The 22,837-nt window shown below is 59.9% G+C and carries 24 protein-coding genes and 1 riboswitch; of the genes, 9 read left to right on the top strand and 15 right to left on the bottom strand.

What is annotated here, in order from left to right; translation table 11 throughout:
- Positions 1-18: 18 nt before the first annotated feature.
- The 3 genes from AC1DM5_RS12680 to soxR all read right to left on the bottom strand — a co-directional run bounded on the left by AC1DM5_RS12680 (position 19) and on the right by soxR (position 1,783).
- Positions 19-360 carry an ArsR/SmtB family transcription factor gene (locus tag AC1DM5_RS12680; protein ID WP_007822309.1) on the bottom strand — a complete coding sequence of 114 codons (342 nt, stop codon included), beginning with the start codon at positions 358-360 and terminating at the stop codon, positions 19-21.
- A gap of 101 nt (positions 361-461) precedes the next feature.
- Complete coding sequence (locus AC1DM5_RS12675; RefSeq protein ID WP_477822227.1) at positions 462-1,232, bottom strand: SDR family NAD(P)-dependent oxidoreductase; 771 nt, start codon at positions 1,230-1,232, stop codon at positions 462-464.
- Positions 1,233-1,318: 86 nt separating this feature from the next.
- Positions 1,319-1,783 carry a redox-sensitive transcriptional activator SoxR gene (soxR, locus tag AC1DM5_RS12670; protein WP_477822226.1) on the bottom strand — a complete coding sequence of 155 codons (465 nt, stop codon included), beginning with the start codon at positions 1,781-1,783 and terminating at the stop codon, positions 1,319-1,321.
- Between the two features lie 81 nt (positions 1,784-1,864).
- On the opposite strand from soxR, the gene AC1DM5_RS12665 reads away from it, so the two are divergent.
- The 7 genes from AC1DM5_RS12665 to AC1DM5_RS12635 all read left to right on the top strand — a co-directional run bounded on the left by AC1DM5_RS12665 (position 1,865) and on the right by AC1DM5_RS12635 (position 8,087).
- Positions 1,865-2,440 carry an NADPH-dependent FMN reductase gene (locus tag AC1DM5_RS12665; protein ID WP_477822225.1) on the top strand — a complete coding sequence of 192 codons (576 nt, stop codon included), beginning with the start codon at positions 1,865-1,867 and terminating at the stop codon, positions 2,438-2,440.
- Between the two features lie 185 nt (positions 2,441-2,625).
- Positions 2,626-2,739: riboswitch (TPP riboswitch) on the top strand.
- Positions 2,730-3,338, top strand: coding sequence for a YkoF family thiamine/hydroxymethylpyrimidine-binding protein (locus tag AC1DM5_RS12660; RefSeq protein WP_477822224.1), 609 nt, complete (start codon positions 2,730-2,732; stop codon positions 3,336-3,338). (Overlaps the previous riboswitch by 10 nt.)
- 14 nt (positions 3,339-3,352) lie before the next feature.
- Complete coding sequence (locus tag AC1DM5_RS12655) at positions 3,353-4,144, top strand: ABC transporter permease (RefSeq protein ID WP_477822223.1); 792 nt, start codon at positions 3,353-3,355, stop codon at positions 4,142-4,144.
- Positions 4,145-4,149: 5 nt separating this feature from the next.
- The gene (locus tag AC1DM5_RS12650) at positions 4,150-4,896 is read left to right on the top strand and encodes an ABC transporter ATP-binding protein (RefSeq protein ID WP_477822276.1); all 747 of its coding nucleotides are present in this window, start codon (positions 4,150-4,152) and stop codon (positions 4,894-4,896) included.
- A gap of 10 nt (positions 4,897-4,906) precedes the next feature.
- Positions 4,907-5,911 carry an ABC transporter substrate-binding protein gene (locus tag AC1DM5_RS12645; protein WP_477822222.1) on the top strand — a complete coding sequence of 335 codons (1,005 nt, stop codon included), beginning with the start codon at positions 4,907-4,909 and terminating at the stop codon, positions 5,909-5,911.
- A gap of 65 nt (positions 5,912-5,976) precedes the next feature.
- A complete protein-coding gene (locus AC1DM5_RS12640; protein ID WP_477975075.1) occupies positions 5,977-7,188 on the top strand; it encodes an acyltransferase family protein in 1,212 nt (403 codons plus the stop codon).
- A gap of 161 nt (positions 7,189-7,349) precedes the next feature.
- Entirely contained in the window at positions 7,350-8,087 is a 738-nt protein-coding gene (locus tag AC1DM5_RS12635; RefSeq protein WP_477821985.1) for a sugar transferase, read from the top strand.
- A gap of 266 nt (positions 8,088-8,353) precedes the next feature.
- On the opposite strand, the gene AC1DM5_RS12630 is transcribed toward AC1DM5_RS12635, so the two are convergent.
- The 10 genes from AC1DM5_RS12630 to AC1DM5_RS12585 form a co-directional block, all read right to left on the bottom strand.
- Positions 8,354-8,761, bottom strand: coding sequence for a F0F1 ATP synthase subunit epsilon (locus AC1DM5_RS12630; protein WP_477975073.1), 408 nt, complete (start codon positions 8,759-8,761; stop codon positions 8,354-8,356).
- Positions 8,761-9,000: a hypothetical protein gene (locus AC1DM5_RS12625; RefSeq protein WP_477821983.1), complete on the bottom strand. Its 240-nt coding sequence runs from the start codon at positions 8,998-9,000 to the stop codon at positions 8,761-8,763. The genes AC1DM5_RS12630 and AC1DM5_RS12625 overlap by 1 nt, the downstream gene beginning before the upstream one ends.
- A complete protein-coding gene (atpD, locus tag AC1DM5_RS12620; RefSeq protein WP_310384953.1) occupies positions 9,000-10,436 on the bottom strand; it encodes a F0F1 ATP synthase subunit beta in 1,437 nt (478 codons plus the stop codon). Before atpD ends, AC1DM5_RS12625 begins: the two co-directional genes overlap by 1 nt.
- 23 nt (positions 10,437-10,459) lie before the next feature.
- Positions 10,460-11,344 (bottom strand): F0F1 ATP synthase subunit gamma, encoded by an 885-nt coding sequence (locus AC1DM5_RS12615; protein WP_477821982.1) that lies wholly within the window; start codon positions 11,342-11,344, stop codon positions 10,460-10,462.
- Between the two features lie 26 nt (positions 11,345-11,370).
- Complete coding sequence (gene atpA, locus AC1DM5_RS12610) at positions 11,371-12,900, bottom strand: F0F1 ATP synthase subunit alpha (protein WP_477821981.1); 1,530 nt, start codon at positions 12,898-12,900, stop codon at positions 11,371-11,373.
- Positions 12,900-13,466, bottom strand: coding sequence for a F0F1 ATP synthase subunit delta (locus AC1DM5_RS12605; RefSeq protein ID WP_477821989.1), 567 nt, complete (start codon positions 13,464-13,466; stop codon positions 12,900-12,902). Before AC1DM5_RS12605 ends, atpA begins: the two co-directional genes overlap by 1 nt.
- A gap of 255 nt (positions 13,467-13,721) precedes the next feature.
- Positions 13,722-14,111, bottom strand: coding sequence for an AGROH133_08824 family phage infection protein (locus AC1DM5_RS12600; protein WP_477821980.1), 390 nt, complete (start codon positions 14,109-14,111; stop codon positions 13,722-13,724).
- Between the two features lie 77 nt (positions 14,112-14,188).
- A complete protein-coding gene (locus AC1DM5_RS12595) occupies positions 14,189-16,405 on the bottom strand; it encodes a primosomal protein N' (RefSeq protein WP_477975071.1) in 2,217 nt (738 codons plus the stop codon).
- Positions 16,406-16,459: 54 nt separating this feature from the next.
- On the bottom strand, positions 16,460-17,605 hold the full coding sequence (locus AC1DM5_RS12590) for an AAA family ATPase (RefSeq protein ID WP_477821978.1): 1,146 nt from the start codon (positions 17,603-17,605) through the stop codon (positions 16,460-16,462).
- A gap of 25 nt (positions 17,606-17,630) precedes the next feature.
- Positions 17,631-18,575, bottom strand: a complete 945-nt coding sequence (locus tag AC1DM5_RS12585) for a GNAT family N-acetyltransferase (RefSeq protein ID WP_477821977.1) — start codon at positions 18,573-18,575, stop codon at positions 17,631-17,633.
- Positions 18,576-18,718: 143 nt separating this feature from the next.
- Between AC1DM5_RS12585 and AC1DM5_RS12580 the strand changes: the two genes are divergently transcribed.
- Together AC1DM5_RS12580 and AC1DM5_RS12575 are read left to right on the top strand one after the other, a co-directional pair.
- Positions 18,719-19,654 (top strand): tyrosine recombinase XerC, encoded by a 936-nt coding sequence (locus AC1DM5_RS12580; protein ID WP_477821976.1) that lies wholly within the window; start codon positions 18,719-18,721, stop codon positions 19,652-19,654.
- An 87-nt stretch (positions 19,655-19,741) separates the two neighbouring features.
- On the top strand, positions 19,742-20,818 hold the full coding sequence (locus tag AC1DM5_RS12575) for a TraB/GumN family protein (RefSeq protein ID WP_477821975.1): 1,077 nt from the start codon (positions 19,742-19,744) through the stop codon (positions 20,816-20,818).
- A 12-nt stretch (positions 20,819-20,830) separates the two neighbouring features.
- On the opposite strand, the gene AC1DM5_RS12570 is transcribed toward AC1DM5_RS12575, so the two are convergent.
- Positions 20,831-21,331, bottom strand: coding sequence for a cytochrome b (locus AC1DM5_RS12570; protein ID WP_477821988.1), 501 nt, complete (start codon positions 21,329-21,331; stop codon positions 20,831-20,833).
- Positions 21,332-21,433: 102 nt separating this feature from the next.
- Entirely contained in the window at positions 21,434-22,837 is a 1,404-nt protein-coding gene (lpdA, locus tag AC1DM5_RS12565; protein WP_477975069.1) for a dihydrolipoyl dehydrogenase, read from the bottom strand.

Below are 22,837 nucleotides of genomic sequence, written 5' to 3'. Positions count from 1 at the left end.
TCGCAAGAGCCGGCAGGCTCAGCCCGTCTCGGCAACCGGAAAGAGACTGAAAAGTGATTCGAGGAAAGCCATGACGCTTTCGTTGCCCATGCTGTAATAGACAAGCCGCCCTTCGCGCCGCGTATTGACGAGGCCTTCGAGCCTCAGTCGCGCAAGCTGCTGGGACACCATAGCCTGCTGTATTCCAAGGATATCCTCGATTTCGCCGACCGTCTTTTCCCCTTCCGACAGGATACAGAGGATGAGCAACCGGGTTTGATGGGCTAGCGCCTTCAGGAGATCGCTCGCCTCGTGGGCTTTGTCAGCAAGCTTCTGCAAGTCCTGGCCGGTCATACCCGGCTTCGGTTTAGGCAATGGCATTTGCTTCTCGGAAGGAGGTAATAGGATAGATCAGTACAATATCATATTCGCAGAAGCGAATTCGTCAAATGTCGCGAAATCCCAAAAAAAGTCCAAACAAATCAGCAAATAAGCTGGCCACCATTGATCTCCAGGACTTGACCTGTGATGTAACCTGAGAGCGATGGAGCCGCCAGGAAGAGATAGGCGGGGGCACAATCCTCTGCCGTTCCGAGCCGCTGCAGTGGTATCGACTTGCGGGTCTGCTCCAGCTTTTCACGCGATGAATAGCGTGCATGGAAATCGGTTTCGATCGTGCCGGGCGAGACGCAGTTGACCCTGATACCATCAGGCGCAAGCTCTCTGGCCAGCGCTTTCGAATAGGTCGCAACAAATGCCTTTGATGCGGAATAGATTGCAGAACCGGGGCTTCCGCCCGTCAGCGCCGAAATCGAAACCGTATTGACGATAGCAGCGCCCTGAGCCGCGCGGAGCGCTGGAAGCAGCGCCCGCGTCAACTCCACCACCGACGTCTGGTTGAGGCGCACGACAGTCTCATAATCGGCATCGGTTAGCTCACCGGCTGGAAAACGCCCATACATCGTGCCAGCATTGTTGACCAACACATGCACCTTGTCGAAGAATTCGAGCGCCTCTTCCGCAAACTCCGCAGCCCCGCCCGGCTGCAGGAAATCTGCCGGCAACAGCAAGGCCCGGCGCTCCGATTCGGCGGTCAGGAGAAAATCCGGCAGTTCGCGTTCCCCATGGCGCCCCGTATGGACAAGCACGCGCGCACCGCAATCCAGAAACTGTCGGGCAACTTCGAGGCCAATACCACGGCCAGCACCTGTCACGACGACATTGCGGTTTTCGAACAATTTGGGATGAAACACGAAGCTCTCCTCCTTGCGGGTCGGCCCGCCGTTTACGCAATCAGACCTAACATATGCGGCCATCAGCCAAAAGAAAGCCCGAAGGTCTAGGCCCCCGGATCAAGAAGCCGCGCACCGGCGCCTTGCCTGCCGAGCACGTCAAAGGGATTGCGCAGCGGACAGGCGTCGATCGAGAGACAGCCGCAGCCAATACAGCCCGTCAGATGGTCGCGCAGCAGGCTCAGCTGCTTGATGCGGGCATCGAGATCATCCTTCCACAGCGCCGACAGTTTCTGCCAGTCCTCGACTGTCGGCGTCCGGCTCTGCGGCAGGGTCTCGAAGGCAGTCTGGATTTCGGCAAGCGGAATGCCGACGCGTTGCGCCACCTTGATAATGCCGAGGCGCCGTAGCACATCGCGGCCGTAGCGGCGCTGGTTGCCGCGGGTGCGGATGCTGGAGATCAGCCCCTTCGCCTCGTAGAAATGCAGGGCGGAAACCGCAAGTCCGCTGCGCTCTGCCACCTCGCCCACCGTCAGGAGCCTGCTCAAGGAGAATGCCGGATTTTTCTGCATGACCCATTGACCTCAATATTAGTTGAGGTTTTATAGACTGCGCTCCCGAGGCCGTAAAGCCGCAACGAGAAGGAGCAATGCATGCGGAAACCCATGAGGCTTGCCGTCATCTACGGCAGCACGCGCGAGGGGCGCATCTGCGACAGGGTTGTGAAATGGCTCGAAAGAGAGCTGACCCGCTTTCCACAATTCGAGATCGACATCATCGACCCGCTGGCATTTTCGCTGCCGCGAGAGCATGTACCGCATCATCCGGAGGCAAGACGGCTTGCAGATAGGCTCCATCAGGCCGATGGCTTCATCCTCGTCACGCCGGAATATAACCACAGCTTCACCGCTTCCCTGAAATTCCTCATCGATCTCTTCGCCGAGCCCTGGCACGGCAAGCCGATCGCTTTCGTCTGCTATGGCGGCGTCTCCGGCGGATTGCGGGCGGTCGAACAGCTCCGCCTCGTCTTTGCGGAGCTTCACGCCGTCACGATCTGCGATGCCGTCAGCTTCAGTTCCCCCTGGCGCCGTTTCGACAATGACGGCCGGCTGCAGGATCCGGAGGATGCGTTGCGCCGGCTTTCCCGAATGATGGCCCAGTTGCAATGGTGGACTGAGGCGCTGATCGCTGCCCGCAGCGACACTCCTTATGCCGGCATCGCCGCCTGAGACAACGACATCCGATTCCGTTTCTGGCAGGTACGGAACCGGCTGGRCACCCGGACAGGACCTCCGTCCGGGTGTTCCTCCCGACACTTGACAGCTGCGTCCGAACTGCCCTGGCCCTTTCCGACCGTGTAGCCGGATGGGAATTTTACGGTTGCGGTATCGCAGGCCCGGTGCTAGCTTCCGCCACAATTTCACGGGGGAGCTCCGAATTGCCGGGGCTGAGATGTGAGGCGCATGCCTCCGGACCCTTCAAAGCTGATCTGGGTAATGCCAGCGGAGCGAGGTCCAAATGTTTTCCGGCGCACAAGTGTCTCTATATCCGATGTCCGGCAATTTCGTCGGCATCATCCTTGAAGCGATCAAGGCTCTTGACCCCTATCGTGATCATCTTCGCATCGAAACCGACGATATTTCCACGCTGATGGTCGGCCCGCCCGACGTGCTGTTTGCCGCCATGCGCGACCTCTTCGTCTCGGCTGCCGCAAGCGGCGAGCATTGCGTATTGTCCGCCGCGATCTCGCGGGGCTGCCCCGGCGAACCGGATGATGCAATCTGCGGCGCCGGCCTGTCTTCCAATCGATCCGAGCCGCTCGCCGAGCGAGTGGAAGCCGCGATCGCGGCAGTCAAGGACACCACAGAAACCGGCCAGCCAACGGCCGCCCAATTTTCTCTGTACGTTATGGGAACAGGCACCCATATGGACGAGATTTACGGCTGCATCGATTTCCTGAAGCGCTCGGGCACATTCGACCGCTCCAAGAATTTCTGCACCAAGCTGCGCGGCGACGCCGGCGCGATCTTCGCGACCATTCATGAAGCCTTCTATCGCTTCGGCGATCCCGAAGGCCATGTGACGCTGGATATCACGGTCTCCGCGAACAGCCCGAGCAAAGCCTGAGACGCCTGACGGCAATGACCTTATCGAAACCGGATTCGATATTTACACCACTGAGGCGGGCCTTGCCCGCCATTCTTGCCGTGTTTGCCTTCTTGGCCGTCTGGGAGCTCTATGTCGATCTCTCCGGCATCAAACCCTCCATCCTGCCCTCGCCTTCGCGCATCCTTACGCAGGGCTGGCTGAACAGGCAGGCGCTGCTCGACAATACCTGGCCGACGCTTGGCGCGACGCTCGGCGGTTTCGCTTTGTCGCTGGTCTTCGCCTTCGCCTCGTCTGTGCTGATGGATTTCGTGCCCTTCATGCGCCGCGCGCTGCTGCCGCTCTTCATCGTCAGCCAGACATTGCCGCTGGTCGCGATTGCCCCCTTGGTCGTGCTCTGGTTCGGTTTCGGGCTGCTGCCGAAGCTTCTGCTCGTCGCTCTCGTCACCTTCTTTCCGCTGCTGGTCGCCCTGCTGCAGGGCTATGAAGCGACGGACCGGGATATCGCCGAGCTTCTGAGTTCCATGAAGGCAAGCCGCTGGCGCATCTTCTGCCTGGCAAGGCTCCCCTCCGCCATGCCCTTCTTCTTTGCCGGCCTGCGCATTTCGATCACCTATGCCGTGGTCGGCGCTATCTTCGCCGAATATGCAGGTGCCGCACGTGGCCTCGGGATCTATATCCTCAATGCCAAGAACAATTTCCGGCCCGACCTCGTGCTTGCCGCCGTCGTCGTGAGCGCCCTCCTGACCCTCTGCCTCTTCGGTCTCACGCTGGCGGTGCAGCGTTTCGTCATGCCCTGGCAATCTCCTGCGGAGAAACGCCCATGAGCGGGATGCTTGAGTTGAAGAACGTCTCGAAGTCCTTCGACGACATGGAAGTGCTGAAGGACATTTCTCTTCATATCGCCAGAGGCGAATTCGTCTCGATCGTCGGTCCCTCCGGCTCCGGCAAGTCGACGATCCTCCGCCTGCTGACACAGGCGCTGCAGGCCGATAAAGGCGACATTCTCTTTGACGGCATGCTGCTTTCACAAGCGGCGCACGCATTCGCCTTCATGCCCCAGCGTGATGCGCTGATGCCGTGGCGCAGCGTCATCGACAATGCGATCCTTGGCCTCGAAGTGCACGGCATGCGCCGCAGCCAGGCGCGAGCGGCTGCCGCCCCTCTGTTTGAACGCTTCGGCCTTGCCGGTTTCGAACATCACTATCCCGCGGCCCTTTCGGGCGGCATGCGCCAGCGCGCGGCCCTGCTGCGCACCGTGATCCAGCGGCAGGACATGCTGCTGCTCGACGAGCCCTTCGGGGCCCTCGACGCGCTGACCCGCACCCAGATGCAGGAATGGCTGCAGGGCATGTGGACCGATCATCGCTGGACGGCCCTGCTGATCACCCATGATGTGCGGGAAGCCGTTTTCCTGTCTGACCGCATCTATGTGCTTTCGGCCCGCCCGGCGGCCGTGATCAGGGAATTCGAAGTGCCGCTGAAAAGGCCGCGCACGCTTGCCGATCTCGGCTCTCCGGCCGCCCAGGCGATCGAAACCGAAATTCTTCAAACATTGCTGCATCCGCAAAGAACCTGAGGAGGTCCCGATGCTTCTCACCCGCCGACAAACCCTTTTTGCCGCCATGGCCGCAAGCCTCGCCGGCCGTGCTGCCTTCGCCCAATCCGCCGCCAAGGTGCGCATCGCACTCGACTGGACACCGAACACCAATCATATCGGCATTTATGTCGCCAAGGCGAAAGGCTTCTATGAGGCCGCCGGCCTCGATGTCGAGATCCTGCCCTATGCCGATACCAGCGCTGGCACGCTGGTCGCGAACGGCGTTGCCGATTTCGGCATTTGCGGAGAGATCGAGACCTTTACCCAGCGCGCCGCCGGCGCTGATGTGAAACTCGTCTATGCCGTCGTGCAGACGGAAACCGGCAGGCTGATCTTCAAGGGCGGCCGCAACGATATCAAAAGTCCCAAGGACCTGGACGGAAAAACCTATGGCGGTTTCGGCGGCGCATGGGAGGAGGCGCTCGTCTCCGCGATGATCCGCAACGACGGCGGCAAGGGCACCTTCCAGAATGTCACGCTCGGCACCTCGGCCTATGAGGCGCTCGATAACGGCGCCGTGGATTTCACGCTGGAAATCTACACCTGGGAGGGCATCGCGGCCCAACTGGAGAACCGGCAGGTCGGCCGCTGGCGCTATAGCGATTACGGCATTCCCGACGAACAGACGACCGCGATCGCTTCCAGCGACGCCTATCTCTCGGCCAATCCGCAAAATGCCCGCGCCTTCATCCAGGCAACGCTCAAGGGTTACGCCTATTCGGTCGAAAATCCGGACGAGGCCTGTGACCTCCTGATTGCCGGCAGCAACGGCGCGTTGCTGAATACCGAACTGGTCAAGGCATCGCAAAAAGCGCTGGTCGAAGGCCATTTCCTCAAGGGCGACAATGGCACGATCGGCATCATCAATCCGGCCAAGGCCGAAGCGATCGGCGCTTTCCTGTTCGACCATGGCATCCTGCTCGATACCAATGGTGCGGCGCTGAAGGAAAAGCCCGACTTTTCCGGGTATTACACCAACGATCTGCTTGGCTGAGATGAGCCTGCCCTTGCTGGCAGCAGCTTTCCGCTGCAAAATCCAGCAAGGAGCGAGGGAGTGACATGCAGCAGCAGGACCGGGTGGCCGGAGCGGATTTCTTGCGTGCAGCCGCCTGCCTGCTTGTCCTCATCCACCATCTCATTCTGCGCATCGACCTCAACAAGACCGAGGGATTGCAGCCGACGCTGACTGCCCTGCGCTTCGGCAATTTCGGCGTCGCCATCTTCTTCATCCTCAGCGGTTTCCTGCTGGCCTTGCCGTTCTGGCGTTCCCTTGATGCCGGTTGCGCCATGCCTGATCTGCGCACCTATGTGCTGCGTCGTGCGGCCCGCATCGTGCCAGGTTATTGGGTGGCTCTGACGGCGGGCTTCATCCTCAGCATTACGTTGCTCGGGCACGCACTGACGCCGGAACTTGTTATGCGCTATGTCAGCGGGCTCTTCTTCATGAGCCAATGGCACTGGCGCACCTTCTTTCCTGTCGAAGGCAACGGCCCGCTCTGGTCCATATCTTTCGAAGTAACGAGCTACGTGCTGCTGCCGCTTGGCTTCCTCTGGCTTTTCGTTATCCCGGAAAAACACCGTTCTCCGCTCGTCACGCGCCTTGCCTGGCTCGGCATCATTGCCGTGACGCTGCTTGCCCACGAGACCTTCCGCACGCTTGTTCCCCCCAACGAGATTGATCGTGGCTGGCAGTTTGGCATGCAGGGCGGCGCGAAGGAGTGGATGCCGAACTATAATCCTGTCGGTTTCTTCGCCGTCTTTGCGCTCGGTGCGCTCACAGCCGGCATTCAGATCATGTTGCCGCGAAAACGTCAGATCTGGTTCGACATCGTTGCGTTCGCCTGCCTGGTCACCGCCAGCTTCCAACTGCCGCTGTCAACAGGCGGACCTTGGGAAGCCTATGGATGGCTCGGAATCCCCTACGCCTTTCCGCTGTTTCCGGTCATGATCGCTGTTGCGCTTGTAGCCCTCTCGCGCTCCGTGCTGCTTGCGGCATCGCTCGACAATGCCTTCATGCGCTTCACGGCAACCGTCTCATTCGGCATCTATATCTGGCAGGATATCGTTCTGACCTCGATGCAGACGATCTCTCCGGCCATATTCGGCATCGGCGAAGATCATCCGCTACGGGACTGGTTTATCGGCTGCATCTTTGCGACGGCGATCATTTTTCTTCTCGCAAGCTTCAGCTATTTCGCTGTCGAACGACAGGCAATACGGCGCGCCGCACGCATAACGCGCAAGAATTCAGCCATTACTCAATATAGTTAATTCCCAGCCAACCAAAAATATCAGGGACATATTCGAAATACTCCCAAATTTGGCTCTGTTACGGTTACGAAAACATTAAGGAAGCGGGTGACAAATCGATCTCGTCCATGTATTTGTGCCAGCGCGACGCAATATGCGAGTATTTCCACGGACGTTGCTTAATGAACGTGTTTACCTCAAATAAGCTTCAAGACACGGCCTTCGCTGCAAAAACAGTGAAGATGATGGCTCTCGACGCAGCGAATTCCAACATTCGCCAACCCGAAAGCTTTGCCTCTTTGGATGGCCGGAACAGGCTTCAGCTCGGCTTGAAGAGAGCTTTCGACATTTTCGGTGCAACATGCGCTCTGGTCGTCCTGTTTCCCGTCCTTCTGACGATCGCACTTCTCATCGTGATCGATGATGGCGGGCCGGTGTTTTTCCGGCAGATTCGCTGGGGCCTGAAGGGCAGCAAGATCACCGTCTACAAGTTTCGCTCCATGCGGGCGGATCTCTGCGATCCCACCGGTATCGAACAGACAGTCAAGGGTGACCGGCGCGTGACGCGGATCGGCGCATTCCTGCGCAAGACCAACATCGACGAGCTGCCGCAGCTTCTCAACGTCATCAAAGGCGATATGTCGCTCGTCGGCCCCCGCTGCCATGCCATCAACATGCGCGCGGCCGGCATGCTCTACGAGGAACTGGTGCCCGAATATCATTATCGCCATCTGATGCGGCCGGGCATTACCGGCCTCGCCCAGACGCGCGGCTGGCGCGGCCCGACAGAGCGCCCGACAGAGGCACGCGCCCGCATCGCCAGCGATATCTATTACATCAGAAATTTCAGCCTCCGGCTGGATATGAAGATCCTGTTCGGCACGCTGCTGTCCGAACTGCGCGGTGGCACTGGCTTCTAAGAAGCTCCTACTAAGGAAATCTCCGGCACAGGCGGTAAAAGGCCGCCTGTTTTCGTTTCCGTGGTCCGAGTGGAAACCGCAACCTTCGCCGTGATGAGAACTGCCTGCCCGGCATCAAGAAACTTTCCAGGATGTCTTGGTCACCTCCATGCGGTTCTCCGTGCTGCCGGCAACGCATGGCTGAAGCCCGTTGCGGCGGGCTTGGCAAAAAGAAAAGCGGCCTTGAAAGCCGCTTTTCTCACTCTTTTTATCTCTGGCTGAGCCGATCAGTCCTGCTGGACGACACCGCGCAGATGGGTCAGTTCCAGGATAAAGTGCTCTAGCCTGGACTTGTGCTCGTGATGCTCGGCATCTTCGAGTTCCTTCTTCGCAGCTTCGATGCGGCGAGTGAGTTCATCCTTGTTGAGCTCTTGGACCGGAACAGCGGATTCGGCAAGCAGCGTGCAGCCAGTCGGCAGGATGTCGGCGAAACCGCCGAACACGACGTAGTCCTGCTTCGAGCCGGCAGAGGAACGAACGCTCACAATGCCCGGCTTGATGGTCGTCATCGTCGGCGCATGATTGGCCATGACCGTCATTTCGCCTTCGGTCGCGGGAATGACGACCTCGGTCACCATCTCCGACAGCAGCAGACGCTCCGGCGAAACGAGCTCAAAGTTGAAATTGTCAGCCATCAGTGACTTACCTTCTCGGCTATGGCTTCTGCATCTTGCAGTTTGGTCCCGCAGAACGGGCAGTGCATTATCGCATGGTCGAGATAACCGAGGCCTTCCTCGCTCTGGGCCAGCCCGACAACCATCATCATCACGCCGTTATCGGCACGGTAGATGGTCGGCGCCGCCGGTTCAGGAAGCTCTGTCACGACACTTTTGAGGGTGTCGCAGCAGAATATCTCGTCCTGAGCGTCGCTCATCAAGCTGCTGCGAGCTTCTTGGCTTTCTCGACAGCTTCGTCCATCGAACCGACCATGTAAAAGGCTGCTTCCGGCAGATGGTCGTACTCGCCGTTGACGAGGCCCTTGAAGCCCTTGATCGTGTCTTCGAGAGCAACGAGCTTGCCCGGCGAGCCGGTGAAGACTTCGGCAACAAAGAACGGCTGCGACAGGAAGCGCTCGATCTTGCGGGCGCGGGCAACGGCGATCTTGTCCTCTTCGGACAGTTCGTCCATGCCGAGGATCGCGATGATGTCCTGCAGAGCCTTGTAGCGCTGCAGCGTCGACTGGACCTTGCGGGCCACTTCGTAATGCTCTTCGCCGACAACCATCGGGTCGAGCATGCGCGACGTGGAGTCGAGCGGATCGACGGCCGGGTAGATGCCCTTTTCAGCGATCGAACGCGACAGAACGGTCGTTGCGTCCAGGTGGGCGAACGAGGTTGCCGGTGCCGGGTCAGTCAAGTCGTCGGCCGGAACGTAAATGGCCTGAACCGAGGTGATCGAGCCCGTCGTCGTCGTGGTGATGCGTTCCTGCATCTGACCCATGTCAGTTGCGAGCGTCGGCTGATAACCCACGGCCGAAGGAATACGGCCGAGCAGAGCCGACACTTCCGAGCCAGCCTGCGTGAAGCGGAAGATGTTGTCGACGAAGAACAGAACGTCCTGGCCCTGGTCGCGGAAGTGTTCTGCAACCGTAAGACCCGTCAGAGCGACGCGAGCGCGAGCGCCCGGCGGTTCGTTCATCTGGCCGTAAACGAGTGCAGCCTTGGAGCCTTCGCCACCGCCGTGCTTGTTGACATTCGATTCGATCATTTCGTGGTAGAGGTCGTTGCCTTCGCGGGTGCGTTCACCGACCCCTGCGAAAACCGAGTAACCACCATGCGCCTTGGCAACGTTGTTGATCAGTTCCATGATGAGAACGGTCTTGCCAACGCCTGCACCACCGAAAAGGCCGATCTTGCCGCCGCGTGCGTAAGGCGCGAGAAGATCGACGACCTTGATGCCGGTGACAAGGATCTGCGCTTCCGTGGACTGATCGACATAAGCCGGAGCGTCCTGGTGGATCGAACGCTTGTGAGCGGTAACCAACGGACCAGCTTCGTCGACCGGCTCACCGATGACGTTCATGATACGGCCGAGCGTCTCGTTACCGACCGGAACCATGATCGGAGCACCGGTATCAGTGACTTTCTGACCGCGAACAAGACCTTCGGACGAGTCCATCGCAATGGTACGGACTACGTTTTCGCCGAGGTGCTGAGCAACTTCGAGAACCAGACGGTTGCCGTTGTTGTCGGTTTCCAGCGCGTTCAGGATCTTCGGCAGTTCGCCTTCGAAAGCAACGTCAACGACGGCGCCGATAACCTGTGTGACTCTGCCGACAGAGCCGGTCTTGGGGGTAGCTGCCTCAGCCATTTTCTGACCCTCTTTTCCTAACCTCAGAGCGCTTCCGCGCCCGAAATGATTTCAATCAGTTCCTTGGTGATCTGAGCCTGACGCTGACGGTTGTAGCTCAACGTCAGCTTGTTGATCATCTCACCAGCATTGCGCGTCGCATTGTCCATCGCGCTCATCTTGGCACCCATTTCGCCCGCAACGTTCTCAAGGAGAGCGCGGAAGATCTGGACAGAGATGTTGCGCGGGATCAGCTCGTCGAGGATCGACGCCGGATCCGGCTCGTATTCATAGACGGCACCAGCATGGGCTGCATCTTCGGTGACAGCTTCAGGAGCCTTGGCCGGGATGAGTTGCTGCGCGGTCGGGATCTGGCTGATCACCGACTTGAATTCCGAATAGAACAGCGTGCAGACGTCGAACTCACCGGCTTCATACATCTCGATGAGACGCTTGCCGATCTGGTCGGCATTCTCGAAACCGATCTTCTTGACTTCGCGCAGTTCCTTGCGCTCGACGATCAGCGACGCGAATTCGCGACGCAGGATGTCGTAGCCCTTCTTGCCGACAGTGAAGATCTTCACCGTCTTGCCTTCGGCGACCAGCTTGCGAACGTGATCGCGAGCAAAGCGAGCAATCTGCGAGTTGAAGCCGCCGCACAGGCCACGTTCGGCCGTGCAGACGACGAGCAGGTGAACCTGATCCTTGCCCGTGCCGGTCATCAGGACCGGCGCGCCGTCCGCATCGGTAACGGCCTTGGCGATGTTCGCCAGGACCGCACCCATACGCTGCGAGTAAGGCCGGGCGGCCTCGGCCGCCTCCTGCGCACGCCGAAGCTTCGCCGCGGCGACCATCTTCATCGCCTTGGTGATCTTCTGCGTCGCCTTGACGGAGGCGATCCGGTTTTTCAGATCCTTAAGTGAAGGCATCCGTTATCCGTCCTAACCTGGCCCGATTACTGGAAAGACTTGGCGAAGCTGTCGAGAGCAGCGGTGAGCTTGCCCTTTGTCACGTCGCTGATAGCCTTTTCGGTGCGGATCGCATCGAGGATGGCAGTGCCTTCCGAACGCAGGTAGGACAGAAGGCCCTGTTCGAACTTGCCGACCGATGCGACCGGCAGCTTGTCGAGATAGCCGTTGACGCCTGCGAAGATCACAGCGACCTGCTCTTCCGTCTTCAGCGGCGAGAACTGCGGCTGCTTCAGGAGTTCGGTCAGGCGCGCGCCGCGGTTCAGCAGGCGCTGCGTGGCAGCGTCGAGATCCGAACCGAACTGGGCGAAGGCGGCCATTTCGCGATACTGGGCAAGTTCGCCCTTGATCGAGCCGGCAACCTGCTTCATCGCCTTGATCTGAGCCGCGGAGCCGACGCGGGAAACAGACAGACCGACGTTAACGGCCGGGCGGATACCCTGATAGAACAGGTCGGTTTCGAGGAAGATCTGGCCGTCGGTGATCGAGATCACGTTGGTCGGAATGAAGGCCGAAACGTCGTTGCCCTGGGTCTCGATGACCGGCAGAGCGGTCAGCGAACCGGCACCCTTGTCGTCGTTCATCTTTGCAGCGCGCTCGAGAAGACGCGAGTGCAGGTAGAAAACGTCACCCGGATAAGCTTCGCGGCCCGGCGGGCGGCGCAGCAGCAGCGACATCTGGCGGTAGGAAACGGCCTGTTTGGACAGGTCGTCATAACCGATCAGCGCATGCATGCCGTTATCACGGAAATATTCGCCCATGGCGCAGCCGGCAAACGGAGCCAGGAACTGCATCGGTGCCGGATCGGAAGCGGTCGCAGCGACGATGATCGAATACTTCAGTGCGCCGCGTTCTTCGAGCACCTTGACAAACTGCGCGACGGTCGAACGCTTCTGGCCGACGGCGACGTAGACGCAGTAAAGCTTTTCGCCTTCCGGACCGTTGTCATGGATGGCCTTCTGGTTGAGGAACGCATCGAGAAGGATTGCGGTCTTGCCGGTCTGGCGGTCGCCGATGACGAGCTCGCGCTGGCCGCGGCCAACCGGGATGAGCGCGTCGATGGCCTTGAGGCCGGTTGACATCGGCTCATGCACCGACTTGCGCGGAATGATGCCCGGAGCCTTGATGTCGACGCGCGAACGGCGGGTCGCATTGATCGGGCCCTTGCCGTCGATCGGGTTGCCGAGAGCGTCGACAACGCGGCCGAGCAGTTCCGGACCAACCGGAACGTCGACGATCGCGCCGGTACGCTTGACAGTGTCGCCTTCCTTGATGTCGCGGTCGGAGCCGAAAATAACGACACCGACATTGTCGGATTCAAGGTTGAGCGCCATGCCGCGGATGCCGCCGGGGAACTCGACCATTTCACCGGCCTGAACATTGTCCAGGCCGTAAACGCGAGCGATACCGTCACCAACGGACAGAACCTGGCCGACTTCCGAGACTTCTGCCTCTTTGCCGAAGTTCTTGATCTGGTCTTTAAGAATTGCGGAAATTTCCGCAGCGCGGATATCCATCAGCCGACCTCTTTCAATGCAAGCTTAAGGGTAGAGAGTTTGGTACGAAGAGACGTGTCAATCTGACGGGACCCGACCTTGACGATCAGACCACCAAGAATTGACGGATCAACCGTGACAGCAATCGCCACGTCTTTGCCGGTGACGCCCTTCAGCGCCGCCTTCAATTCATTTTCCTGCTCTGCGATCAGAGCATGGGCCGAAGTGACTTCGGCAGAAATTTCGCCGCGATGGTTGGCGGCAATGATGCGGAAGGCCTTGATCATGCCCGGCAGGGCAAACAGGCGGCGGTTACGCGCCACGACCTTCAGGAAATTGACAAAGAAGCCAGAGAGACCAGCCTTTTCGCTGAGAGCGATGATGGCCTTGAGTTGATCTTCTGCGGAAAAGACCGGGCTCAGGACAAAGCGCTTCAGGTCTTCGCTTTCGTCCAGCATCGCCTGGAAACGATCGAGATCAGCGGTAACGCTGTCAACGGCGCCTTCTTCGAGCGCGAGCTCGAAAAGCGACGAGGCATAGCGCTCTGCAACACCAGAAGTAAGCTGGGACGTGTCTGCCACGGGCACAAATTTCCCTGATTTCAATTCAAAATCCGACTTTCGGCGGGCGCCGAACCTATGACTTTGAATTCGTTTTGATTTCCCCCAGAAATCGCAAGAGAAGCCTCTTGCTTCTTCCGAAATTCGGGGTCCGTCTAACATAGGATGTCCGGACTCGCAACACGCGTAACGCCCGAATACGCCATTCGCATGATTTTCTATCAGCAAAATTGCCGAAACACCCGAGAGCGGCCTGCGAAACGCTTTAATTTCGGCTCTGGATCAGCCCTGAAGGAAGCCAAACACATGAAGCAGGGGCAATGCGGCTATGACCGCCTGTACAACCAGAAGTAAATAATTGAGGAGCGTACTCCCCCTATCAGAAAGGATGGAGATGATGCGCGCAAAAGCAGCCATCGCGAAGGAAGCTCCGAGCGCCAGATAGGTCCAGTCCTGCGCCAGCATGATCGCGGCAACCCCGAGACCAAGATAGAGGCCGCCCATCGATCGAACTTCGCTGTAACCCTCACGCCGCTCGCCCCGTGGCGCCAGACCGAAAGCCCGCATGGCAAGACCGGGGGCGAACATGATAATAAAGCCGGCAAGCGCGGTGAAGGCCGCAGCACCAAAGGCAAGCTGCTCGCCAAATTCCGTCGGAAAGTAGAATTCCATGCCGCCCCCCAAATCATCAGCTGATTCTGCGTTTATGCCACGATCAGCGACATCCGAAAACGCTGGGCGCAAATGATCTACAGGAAGCTCTGCGGATCGATGTCGAGCTGCACCTGAACCGAGCCGCGCTCCTTCGGCGATTGTGCGAGCAACGCCCTGAGATAGGCCTGCATGTCGGAATTCCGGCGACCATGCACGAGGAGGCGGAAACGATGGCGCCCACGCACCAGCGCCAACGGCGCCTCCGCCGGTCCTAGAACGGAAATGCCCGAAACCTGTGGCGCGACGTTGCGCATGCCGCGCGCATGGTTTTCCGCATCCTGCCGCGTGTCTGCCGATACGATGATCGAGGCGAGCCTGCCGAAGGGCGGCAGGGCAGCGCGTTCCCGCTCGCCTATTTCGCGATCGTAGAAAGCCCGCGCATCGCCGGAGACGATTGCCTGCATGACAGGATGCTGCGGCTGATAGGTCTGCAGCAGGCCATGACTCTTCAGGCCCGTTCGACCGGCGCGGCCCGTAACCTGTGACAGAAGCTGAAAGGTCCGCTCCGCCGCGCGAGGGTCGCCATTTGCCAGCCCCAAATCGGAATCGACAATGCCGACCAGCGTCATCAGCGGAAAGTTGTGCCCCTTGGCGACAAGCTGCGTGCCGATGACGATATCCGCCTCGCCCTTGGCGATGGCATCGAGCTCCAGCCGTAGCCGCTTCACTCCACCCATGATGTCGGAAGAGAGCACGATGGTGCGCGCGTCAGGAAAATGCCGCTCCACCTCTTCGGCGATGCGTTCCACACCCGGCCCGCAGGCGACGAGGTGGTCGAGCGTTCCGCATTCCGGGCAAGCCTCCGGTGTCGGCTCAGAATGGCCACACTGGTGGCATTGCAGCTGCCGGCGGAAGCGATGCTCCACCAGCCAGCTCGAACATTGCGGGCACTGGAAACGATGACCGCACACACGGCAGAGCGTCAGCGGCGCGTAGCCGCGGCGATTGAGGAAGAGCAGGGCCTGCTCGCCCTTTTCCACCGTCTTGCCGATCGCCCGGACCAGTACCGGCGACAGAAAACCGCCGCGTTCCGGCGCATGGCGCCGCATGTCGACCAGATGCAGGTCGGGCAGCGCGGCATCGCCGAAACGCGTCGGCAGATGGATCGTGCTGTAGCGACCGCTCTGGCCGTTGACCTGACTCTCGACCGAAGGCGTCGCCGAAACGAGTACTACGGGAAAATCGCCGATCCGCGCCCTAACGACCGCCATATCGCGTGCATTGTAATAGACGCGATCCTCCTGCTTATAGGCAGGATCATGCTCTTCATCGACAATGATGAGGCCGAGATCTTCGAAAGGGAGGAACAGCGCCGAACGCGCGCCGGCAACGACCCGCACCTCTCCCGTTACCGCCTGCCTCCACACCTTTTCGCGAGTGCGCGGCGCAAGGTCGGAATGCCATTCGGCAGGTTTCGCGCCGAACCGATCCTGAAAGCGTTCGAGAAAACTCGCAGTCAGCGCAATTTCGGGCAGCAGGATCAGGACCTGCTTGCCTTGTCGCAGCGTCTCGGCGATCGCCTCGAAATAGACTTCCGTCTTGCCGGAGCCGGTCACGCCGTCGATTAGCGAAACCGCGAACTCGCCCTTGCGCACTTCATCCAGAATTTCCTCGGCAGCTTCCTTCTGCGGTCCTTCGAGGCGGRCACCGGTAAAGTCCGGATCAGGCTCGGCGACGACAGGTGGCGGCGGCAGGAAGATCGTCTCGAAAATGCCTAGCGCGATGAGCCCATCGACGACGCTGGTGGAAACACCCGCAGCATGCGCAAGGCCGGTCCGCGTCCAGGACAGCCCGTCCGCGGCGGTGTCGAGAACGCGGGCGCGCGCCGGCGTCATCCGCTCCGGCTCGCCGCCGACGAAGCGCAATCCTTCCACCATCGGCTCCGGCTCGAAGGCATTCGGCGCCCTCAGCGCCATGCGCGCGACCAGTCCGGGTGGGGAAAGCGTATAGGCGGCGACCCAGTCGATGAAATCCCGCATCTCCTTGGTCAGTGGCGGGCAATCGAAGACATGGGTGATGGGCCTGAGCTTCTTTGGATCCACACCATCTTCGCCGCCATCCCAGACGACACCGATCACCTGGCGCGGCCCAAGCGGCACCTGCACCACCGAGCCGGGCTCGACCGCCATGCCTTCAGGCACCGAGTAGGAATAGGGCCTTGGCGCCGGCATCGGTACCAGCACCGGAACCGTGCGGGTCACGGGCGGGGCTTCGAAAAGCGCGCCAAAAAGATCGGACGAATCTGTACTCATCGCGGCAGACCATGCCCGCAACGGCCGTAAAATGGAACCCGCCGACAATGAGGGTTAATCATCATCGTCTTCACCAGCGATCGTTCCCGTTAGCCGCATGCCTTCGATCCACGTGGCGCCATTCTCACGGATAACCTTTCGCGGACGAACGCCGCAGCGTTCGCGCACCGCCTCGGCCAGTTGCACCGAATGGGTGACGATCCAGACCTGGCTGCTCTTTGACGCTTCGGCGATCATATCGGCGAGCGGCACCAGCATATCGGGATGCAGGCTCGCCTCCGGCTCGTTCAGGGCGATGAGCGCTGGCAGCCGATAAGAGAGTAGTGCGGCCGCAAGACCGAGGAAGCGAATCTGCCCATCGGACAGTTCACGCGGATGGAAGACACGGTGCGGGAAATCCGGCAGCATCAGGCCGAACTCCGCCGTCTCGCCCGGCTCAGGCACGATAAGCCTTGCGCCACCGAGCGCCGATGCCAGGATGCGATCGAGCTCGACCGTATCCTGCCGCGTATGGGCGAGCGTCGCAAAGACGGCGGCGAGATTGGCACCATCCTCATCTAGCATGGGACTGGTGACGGCAAGGCAGGGATGGCGAAGCGGAGAAGCCCTGTCAGTGCGAAAACCGTGGAAGAAGCGCCAATTATTGACGATGCGACGGAAGGCGGCAACCTCGGGGAAATGGCCGGCATCCCCGAGCAGGGCGATCGCCGTTTCCGATGTCAGCGCCTCGTCCGGATAGTCCTGCATACGCCCAGCACTATCGCGAACGGAGATGCCGGGACCTGCCCGCTTCATCATCGTCACCGCGCGGCGGCCGGTTTCGACGGAAAGCTCTTCAGCTTTGATCTGCGGTTCGAGCGCAAAGCCCGCAGCGGCCTTCGGCGGGCGCAACCCCGCCTCGACATGATACCGGAACGTGACTGCGCGCTCCTCGTCGATGATCTCGACTTCCAGGCGGATTCGAGCTGGCCCATCGGATGTGCGGCGTGGCCCGGACCAGAGAGCTGAGAGCATTCCACCTTCGGCAGCAAGTTCATAGGCCAGCCGCCCGCGAACCGCCGCCTGCACAAGCTGCAGCGCACGATAGAGATTGGACTTGCCGGCGCCATTCTCGCCGAGAAACAGCGTCGTATCCGCCAGATCCATGCGGATCGAGCGCAGTGACCGGTAATTCTTGGCAAACATGGAGCGAAGACGCATGCCTCCGCTTTAGCGCAAAGCAACGCTAAAAAGAATGGGCCGCAACGGGCTCCGGCACCAGTTGCCGGGACACAGGCACGAAGCGTGAGTCCCCATCGACAGCCATATCATAGACCGTGTGCCTTTCGAGCGCCTTCGTCACCTCGTTCAGATCGCCGTCGAGCTCTTCGGCAGGAATGAGATTGCCGATGACGAAATCGAAACGGTCGCCCTTCTTGTTCAGAAGTTCATAGAAGACCGTCATGTCACGCAGTTCGGTCGACCATTTGGCAAACCAGTAGAAAAGCCCGGAATTCCGCGCTGTCATGTGAACAGGGAGGATCGGCAGACCGTATTTGCGGGCAAGGCCGACGGCGGAGGTTTTCCACGGCCGCTCGTTCAATCGCCCATTTGCCCAATAGGCGATACGGCCCGAAGGGAAGAGCACGGTCGCCTTGCCCTCCTTCACCGCATGGTTGGTGAGCTGCAGTGTCTCGCGCGCCTTGAGCTTGCTCTTGAATTCCTCGCGCCATTCGACCGGGATGATCATTTCTGCAAAGCGCGGATTGACGCGTACCGCATCCCGGTTGGCGAAGAACATCATGTCCGGCCGGCGCGTCTTCAGGAGATCGAACACCGCCACGCCATCGGCAATGCCGGTCGGATGATTGCTGACGAGTATGAAACCGCCGGACGCCGGAATGCGCTCGGCATTGGTGACGCTGATATCGAGCTTCAGTAGGTTGCTCATATATTCGAACGACTGGAAGCCCGGCATGTTGGCGACGTCATTGGCGAATTCGAGCGCCTTGTTGTAGCGCAGCAGCGTATAGAGAAACGGTCGCATCAGCGGCCACAGAGGGTGGCGGACGATCTTCTGTCCGCGCTCGGCAATCAGCGTATCGACGATATGGCCGGGCTTTCCGTGTGAAACCAGGGCAATCGCTTCCGCGAGCTGTCCAAAGGCCGTCATGGAATCGCGCCGTGCCATGAAAATTCCTGTTTTACGGAAGCTATAAGCTATCTCAATGAATTATGATCGATACATGACAAGGGCTTGGCAAGCATTAGCAATTCCATAACGCCACTGTTTCAGAATTGGCGTCACCGAAAGCAAATTCAAGAGCCAAAACCGTGAATGAACTCCTGATCATCGCCGATCCGCACCTCATGACGGAACGCAGCGCCTGGCTCGAAAACCTCGCCCGGGAGCGCCGCCTTTCCGAACATACGCTCGATGCCTATGAGCGCGACACGCGTCAGTTCCTGACCTTCATGACCGGTCATCTCGGTGGCCCGGCGACGCTGCGCGATATCGAAACGCTGCGCCCGGCCGACTTCCGCGCCTTTCTGGCGGCTCGGCGCAAGGAGGGCTCCGGCGCCCGCTCGGTTGCTCGCAATCTCGCCGGCATTCGCTCTTTTCTGCGTCACCTTGAAAAGAAGGGCCTCGTGAATGCGGCGGGCGCCGGTGCCGTGCGATCCCCGAAGCAACCGAAATCTCTTCCGAAGCCTCTGTCAGACAGACAGGCCATCACCGTTGTCAGCAACGAAGCCCAGCTCCACGATGAACCCTGGATTGCCGCACGCGATGCCGCCGTTATGACGCTGCTTTACGGTTGCGGCCTGCGCATTTCCGAAGCACTCGACCTGACGCCTGCTGATATCAGGACCGGCACCACCACGCTGCGCATCACCGGTAAAGGCAACAAGACGCGCCTCGTGCCGTTGTTGCCCATCGTTTTCGAAGCGGTTGAGAAATACCGAGCGCTCTGCCCCTTTCATCTTGACGAAGGCGAACCGCTCTTTCGAGGCGCCCGCAGCGGTAAGCTGCAGCCTGCCATCATCCAGCGCGCCATGCAGAAATTGCGCAGTGCCTTCGGCCTGCCGGAAACGGCGACCCCGCATGCGCTGCGCCACTCCTTCGCCACGCATCTGCTGGCCGGCGGCGGTGACCTGCGCACCATTCAGGAGTTGCTCGGCCATGCCAGCCTCTCCACCACGCAGGTCTATACCGGCGTCGATGCATCAAGGCTTCTGGAGGTGTATGATAGGGCGCATCCGCGCGCATAAGCCTTCGTTAACGCTGTCTCTTAAAGGAATATGCGCAAGCCCGGCGTAGAGCATGAGGCTTGAAGCACATGTGACCGGATTACCATCATGACGATCTCCATCGGCCACCGCATTTTCCATATGGCCCAGCCGGGCAATATCCTGCTCTGGCTGATCGCCGCCTTTCACATGCTGCTTGCCGCCGCATTGCTTGCAGTCGTCTTTTCCGTCACGCCGGCCGATGCCACCGAAGATAGCTGCACCGGAAAGAACCTGCTCACGGAGCTACAACAGAACGAACCGGGCCGGTATGCCGAAGCGGTGAAAGAGGCAGATGCCACACCGAACGGCAAAGGCATTTTCTGGAAGATCGAAAAGCCGGGCCTCAAGACTTCCTGGCTGCTCGGCACCATGCACGTCACCGATCCACGCGTCTCGAACCTGCCGCCCCGTGCCCAGGAAGCCCATGACGGTGCCGATACTGTCGTCATCGAGTCCGACGAAATCCTCGATGAGAAGAAGGCCACTGCATCACTTCTAATGAGACCGGACCTGATGATGTTCACGGACGGCACGACCATCGAAAAGCTTCTTTCGCCTGAGGACTATACCCGCCTCGAAGCCGGACTGAAGCAGCGCGGCATCCCGCTCTCGGCCGTTTCGCGCATGCGCCCCTGGATGATCGCAAGCGTCGTGGCACTTCCCGCCTGCGAGATCGCCCGCAAGGCGAAGGGTGTGCAGTTCCTCGACCAGAAGATCGCCGCCGATGCGGCTGCCGAAGGCAAACAGGTCAAAGGGCTGGAAACCCTTGCCGAACAGCTGCAGGCCATGGCCGAGCTGCCGGTCGAATTTCATCTGAAGTCGTTGATCGAAACCTTGGAACTCGGAGCCAAGATGAACGACGTTGTCGAAACCATGACCGACATCTATCTCTCCGGCGATATCGGCATGACCATGCCGATGCTGAAGACCGTATCGCCGGAAGGCAGCGACGAGAGCAGCGATTACGCCGCCTTCGAACAGCGCATCATCCTCGACCGCAATAAGGTGATGGCCGAACGCGCCGCCCCCATCCTCGCCAACGGCAACGTCTTCATGGCCGTCGGTGCCCTGCACCTCCCAGGCAAGGTTGGTGTCATCGAACTGCTGCGTCAGCAGGGCTTCACGGTCACGGCGGTCAACTGACCGTCGTCCTTCTCAGCCCATCGTCATGCGCCGCAATACATCTGTCTTCCAATAGAACTGGTGGACCAGCGCACCAAAGACATGCGCGACAATGACGATCCAGAGGATGAGCTTCAGGACGTCGGCATGCAGTGAGCCCAATGCTTGCGCACCAAAATAATAGACCAGAATGCCTGAAGCAGGCAGAGCGAGCAGCAGGAGATAGAGGCTCGCATGCGCCAGCCGTGCAGCGAGCCGAAAGATCGCCGGTTCGTCTGCGGCTTCAGGCGGTACGCCCCGCACGAAGCGCAGGCCGAGCCTCAGGATCGTCATAAGCAGGATTGCGATACCGACATAGGCGTGGATATTGGCCGAAGCGATCTGTTCCGGCGATGGCGTGCCGCCATGGCGGACAAGCCGGTACCAGGCATTCATGCCATCAGGCAAAAGAAGGTTGAAGAGGACCAGGAGCACGGTCGCCCAGTGAAGGAAACGCTGGGAAAGGCTATAGCCGGAAACGACGCGACCATTCATTTTCTTGGCTTTCATCAAATAGTTAGCGAAACTTGCCTACCAAATAAAAACGCCGCCTGCCCGAAGGCAAGCGGCATTGTGAATGATTGCTGATATTTAATCTTACATATGGATCGGCTTGAAGAAGGCAGCGAGTGCTGCCTCCTTCACGGCTTCCGACATGGTCGGATGCGCATGGCAGGTGCGGCCGAGGTCTTCTGCCGAACCACCGAATTCCATCAGCACGGTAATCTCGTGGATCATCTCGCCGGCGCCGAAGCCGACGATATGGCCGCCGAGCACTCGGTCGGTTTCCTTGTCGGACAGGATCTTCACGAAACCTTCGGTCGCCAGCATCGCGCGGGCGCGGCCGTTTGCCGTGAATGGGAACTTGCCCACTTTGTAAGCGACACCGGCGGCCTTCAGCTCTTCCTCCGTCTTGCCGACGGAGGCGACCTCCGGCTGCGTGTAGACGACGCTCGGGATGACGTCATAGTTCACATGGCCGTGCTGGCCGGCGAGGATTTCGGCGAGCGCGACACCCTCGTCTTCGGCCTTGTGCGCCAGCATCGGGCCCTTCACGACGTCGCCGATCGCATAGATACCCTCGACATTGGTCTTGAAGTGGCCGTCGATTTCAACGCGACCGCGATTGTCGAGCTTGACGCCCGCTTCTTCGAGACCAAGGCCTGCCGTGTAGGGAATGCGGCCCGTGGAGATCAGGACGACATCGGCTTCAAGCGTCTGCGCAGCGCCGCCAGCGACCGGCTCGAACGTCACCTTGGCGCCCTTGTCGCCCTTCTCGACGCCGGTCACCTTGGAGCTCAGCTTGATGTCGATGCCCTGCTTGCCCAGCATGCGCTGGAACTGCTTGGACACGTCGGCATCCATCGCACCGAGGATCTTGTCGAGAAATTCGATGACGGTGACCTTGGCACCGAGGCGCGACCAGACCGAACCCAGCTCAAGGCCGATGACACCGCCGCCGACGACGATCATCGTTTCCGGCACCTTCTCCAGGGCAATGGCGCCGGTCGAGGATACGATGATCTTCTCATCGATATCGACCTTCACGCCCGGAATGCCGGCGACGTCGGAACCCGTGGCAATGACGATGTTCTTGCCTTCGATTTCCTGAACCGTGCCGTCTTCGGCGGTCACCGAGACCTTGCCGGCGGAGACAATCTTGCCGGTGCCGTGAAAGGCATCGATCTTGTTCTTCTTGAAGAGGAAGGCAACGCCGTCGACGTTCGACTTTACCGTCGCATCCTTGTGCGCCAGCATCTTTTCGAGATTGAGCTTCGGAGCAGCGACCTCGATGCCGAGCTCTTCTATATGATGCGTTGCATGGAACATCTCGGAAGCATGCAGCAGCGCCTTGGAGGGAATGCAGCCGACATTCAGGCAGGTGCCGCCGTAAGTGGCGCGCTTCTCGACGACGGCGACCTTGAGGCCGAGCTGCGCAGCCTTGATTGCCGCGACATAGCCGCCTGGGCCGGTTCCGATAACAATCACATCATAGGACAT

This window comes from Rhizobium sp. 01T437 (genome assembly GCF_056398505.1).
Note: the sequence above shows the minus strand (reverse complement) of the source record. Positions and strands in the feature narration are given on the sequence as shown.

Bases quoted from the DNA above. Each gene is read 5' to 3' on its own strand.
- AC1DM5_RS12650 (WP_477822276.1), top strand. From the start codon at position 4,150: ATGCTTGAGTTGAAGAACGTCTCGAAGTCCTTCGACGACATGGAAGTG.
- AC1DM5_RS12630 (WP_477975073.1), bottom strand. From the start codon at position 8,761: ATGGCTGACAATTTCAACTTTGAGCTCGTTTCGCCGGAGCGTCTGCTG.
- AC1DM5_RS12660 (WP_477822224.1), top strand. From the start codon at position 2,730: ATGTTTTCCGGCGCACAAGTGTCTCTATATCCGATGTCCGGCAATTTC.
- AC1DM5_RS12640 (WP_477975075.1), top strand. From the start codon at position 5,977: ATGCAGCAGCAGGACCGGGTGGCCGGAGCGGATTTCTTGCGTGCAGCC.
- AC1DM5_RS12585 (WP_477821977.1), bottom strand. From the start codon at position 18,575: ATGGCACGGCGCGATTCCATGACGGCCTTTGGACAGCTCGCGGAAGCG.
- AC1DM5_RS12590 (WP_477821978.1), bottom strand. From the start codon at position 17,605: ATGCGTCTTCGCTCCATGTTTGCCAAGAATTACCGGTCACTGCGCTCG.
- AC1DM5_RS12615 (WP_477821982.1), bottom strand. From the start codon at position 11,344: ATGCCTTCACTTAAGGATCTGAAAAACCGGATCGCCTCCGTCAAGGCG.
- AC1DM5_RS12600 (WP_477821980.1), bottom strand. From the start codon at position 14,111: ATGGAATTCTACTTTCCGACGGAATTTGGCGAGCAGCTTGCCTTTGGT.
- AC1DM5_RS12680 (WP_007822309.1), bottom strand. From the start codon at position 360: ATGCCATTGCCTAAACCGAAGCCGGGTATGACCGGCCAGGACTTGCAG.
- AC1DM5_RS12625 (WP_477821983.1), bottom strand. From the start codon at position 9,000: ATGAGCGACGCTCAGGACGAGATATTCTGCTGCGACACCCTCAAAAGT.
- atpD (WP_310384953.1), bottom strand. From the start codon at position 10,436: ATGGCTGAGGCAGCTACCCCCAAGACCGGCTCTGTCGGCAGAGTCACA.
- AC1DM5_RS12665 (WP_477822225.1), top strand. From the start codon at position 1,865: ATGCGGAAACCCATGAGGCTTGCCGTCATCTACGGCAGCACGCGCGAG.
- AC1DM5_RS12635 (WP_477821985.1), top strand. From the start codon at position 7,350: ATGAACGTGTTTACCTCAAATAAGCTTCAAGACACGGCCTTCGCTGCA.
- AC1DM5_RS12645 (WP_477822222.1), top strand. From the start codon at position 4,907: ATGCTTCTCACCCGCCGACAAACCCTTTTTGCCGCCATGGCCGCAAGC.
- atpA (WP_477821981.1), bottom strand. From the start codon at position 12,900: ATGGATATCCGCGCTGCGGAAATTTCCGCAATTCTTAAAGACCAGATC.
- lpdA (WP_477975069.1), bottom strand. From the start codon at position 22,837: ATGTCCTATGATGTGATTGTTATCGGAACCGGCCCAGGCGGCTATGTC.
- AC1DM5_RS12575 (WP_477821975.1), top strand. From the start codon at position 19,742: ATGACGATCTCCATCGGCCACCGCATTTTCCATATGGCCCAGCCGGGC.
- AC1DM5_RS12570 (WP_477821988.1), bottom strand. From the start codon at position 21,331: ATGAATGGTCGCGTCGTTTCCGGCTATAGCCTTTCCCAGCGTTTCCTT.
- soxR (WP_477822226.1), bottom strand. From the start codon at position 1,783: ATGCAGAAAAATCCGGCATTCTCCTTGAGCAGGCTCCTGACGGTGGGC.
- AC1DM5_RS12655 (WP_477822223.1), top strand. From the start codon at position 3,353: ATGACCTTATCGAAACCGGATTCGATATTTACACCACTGAGGCGGGCC.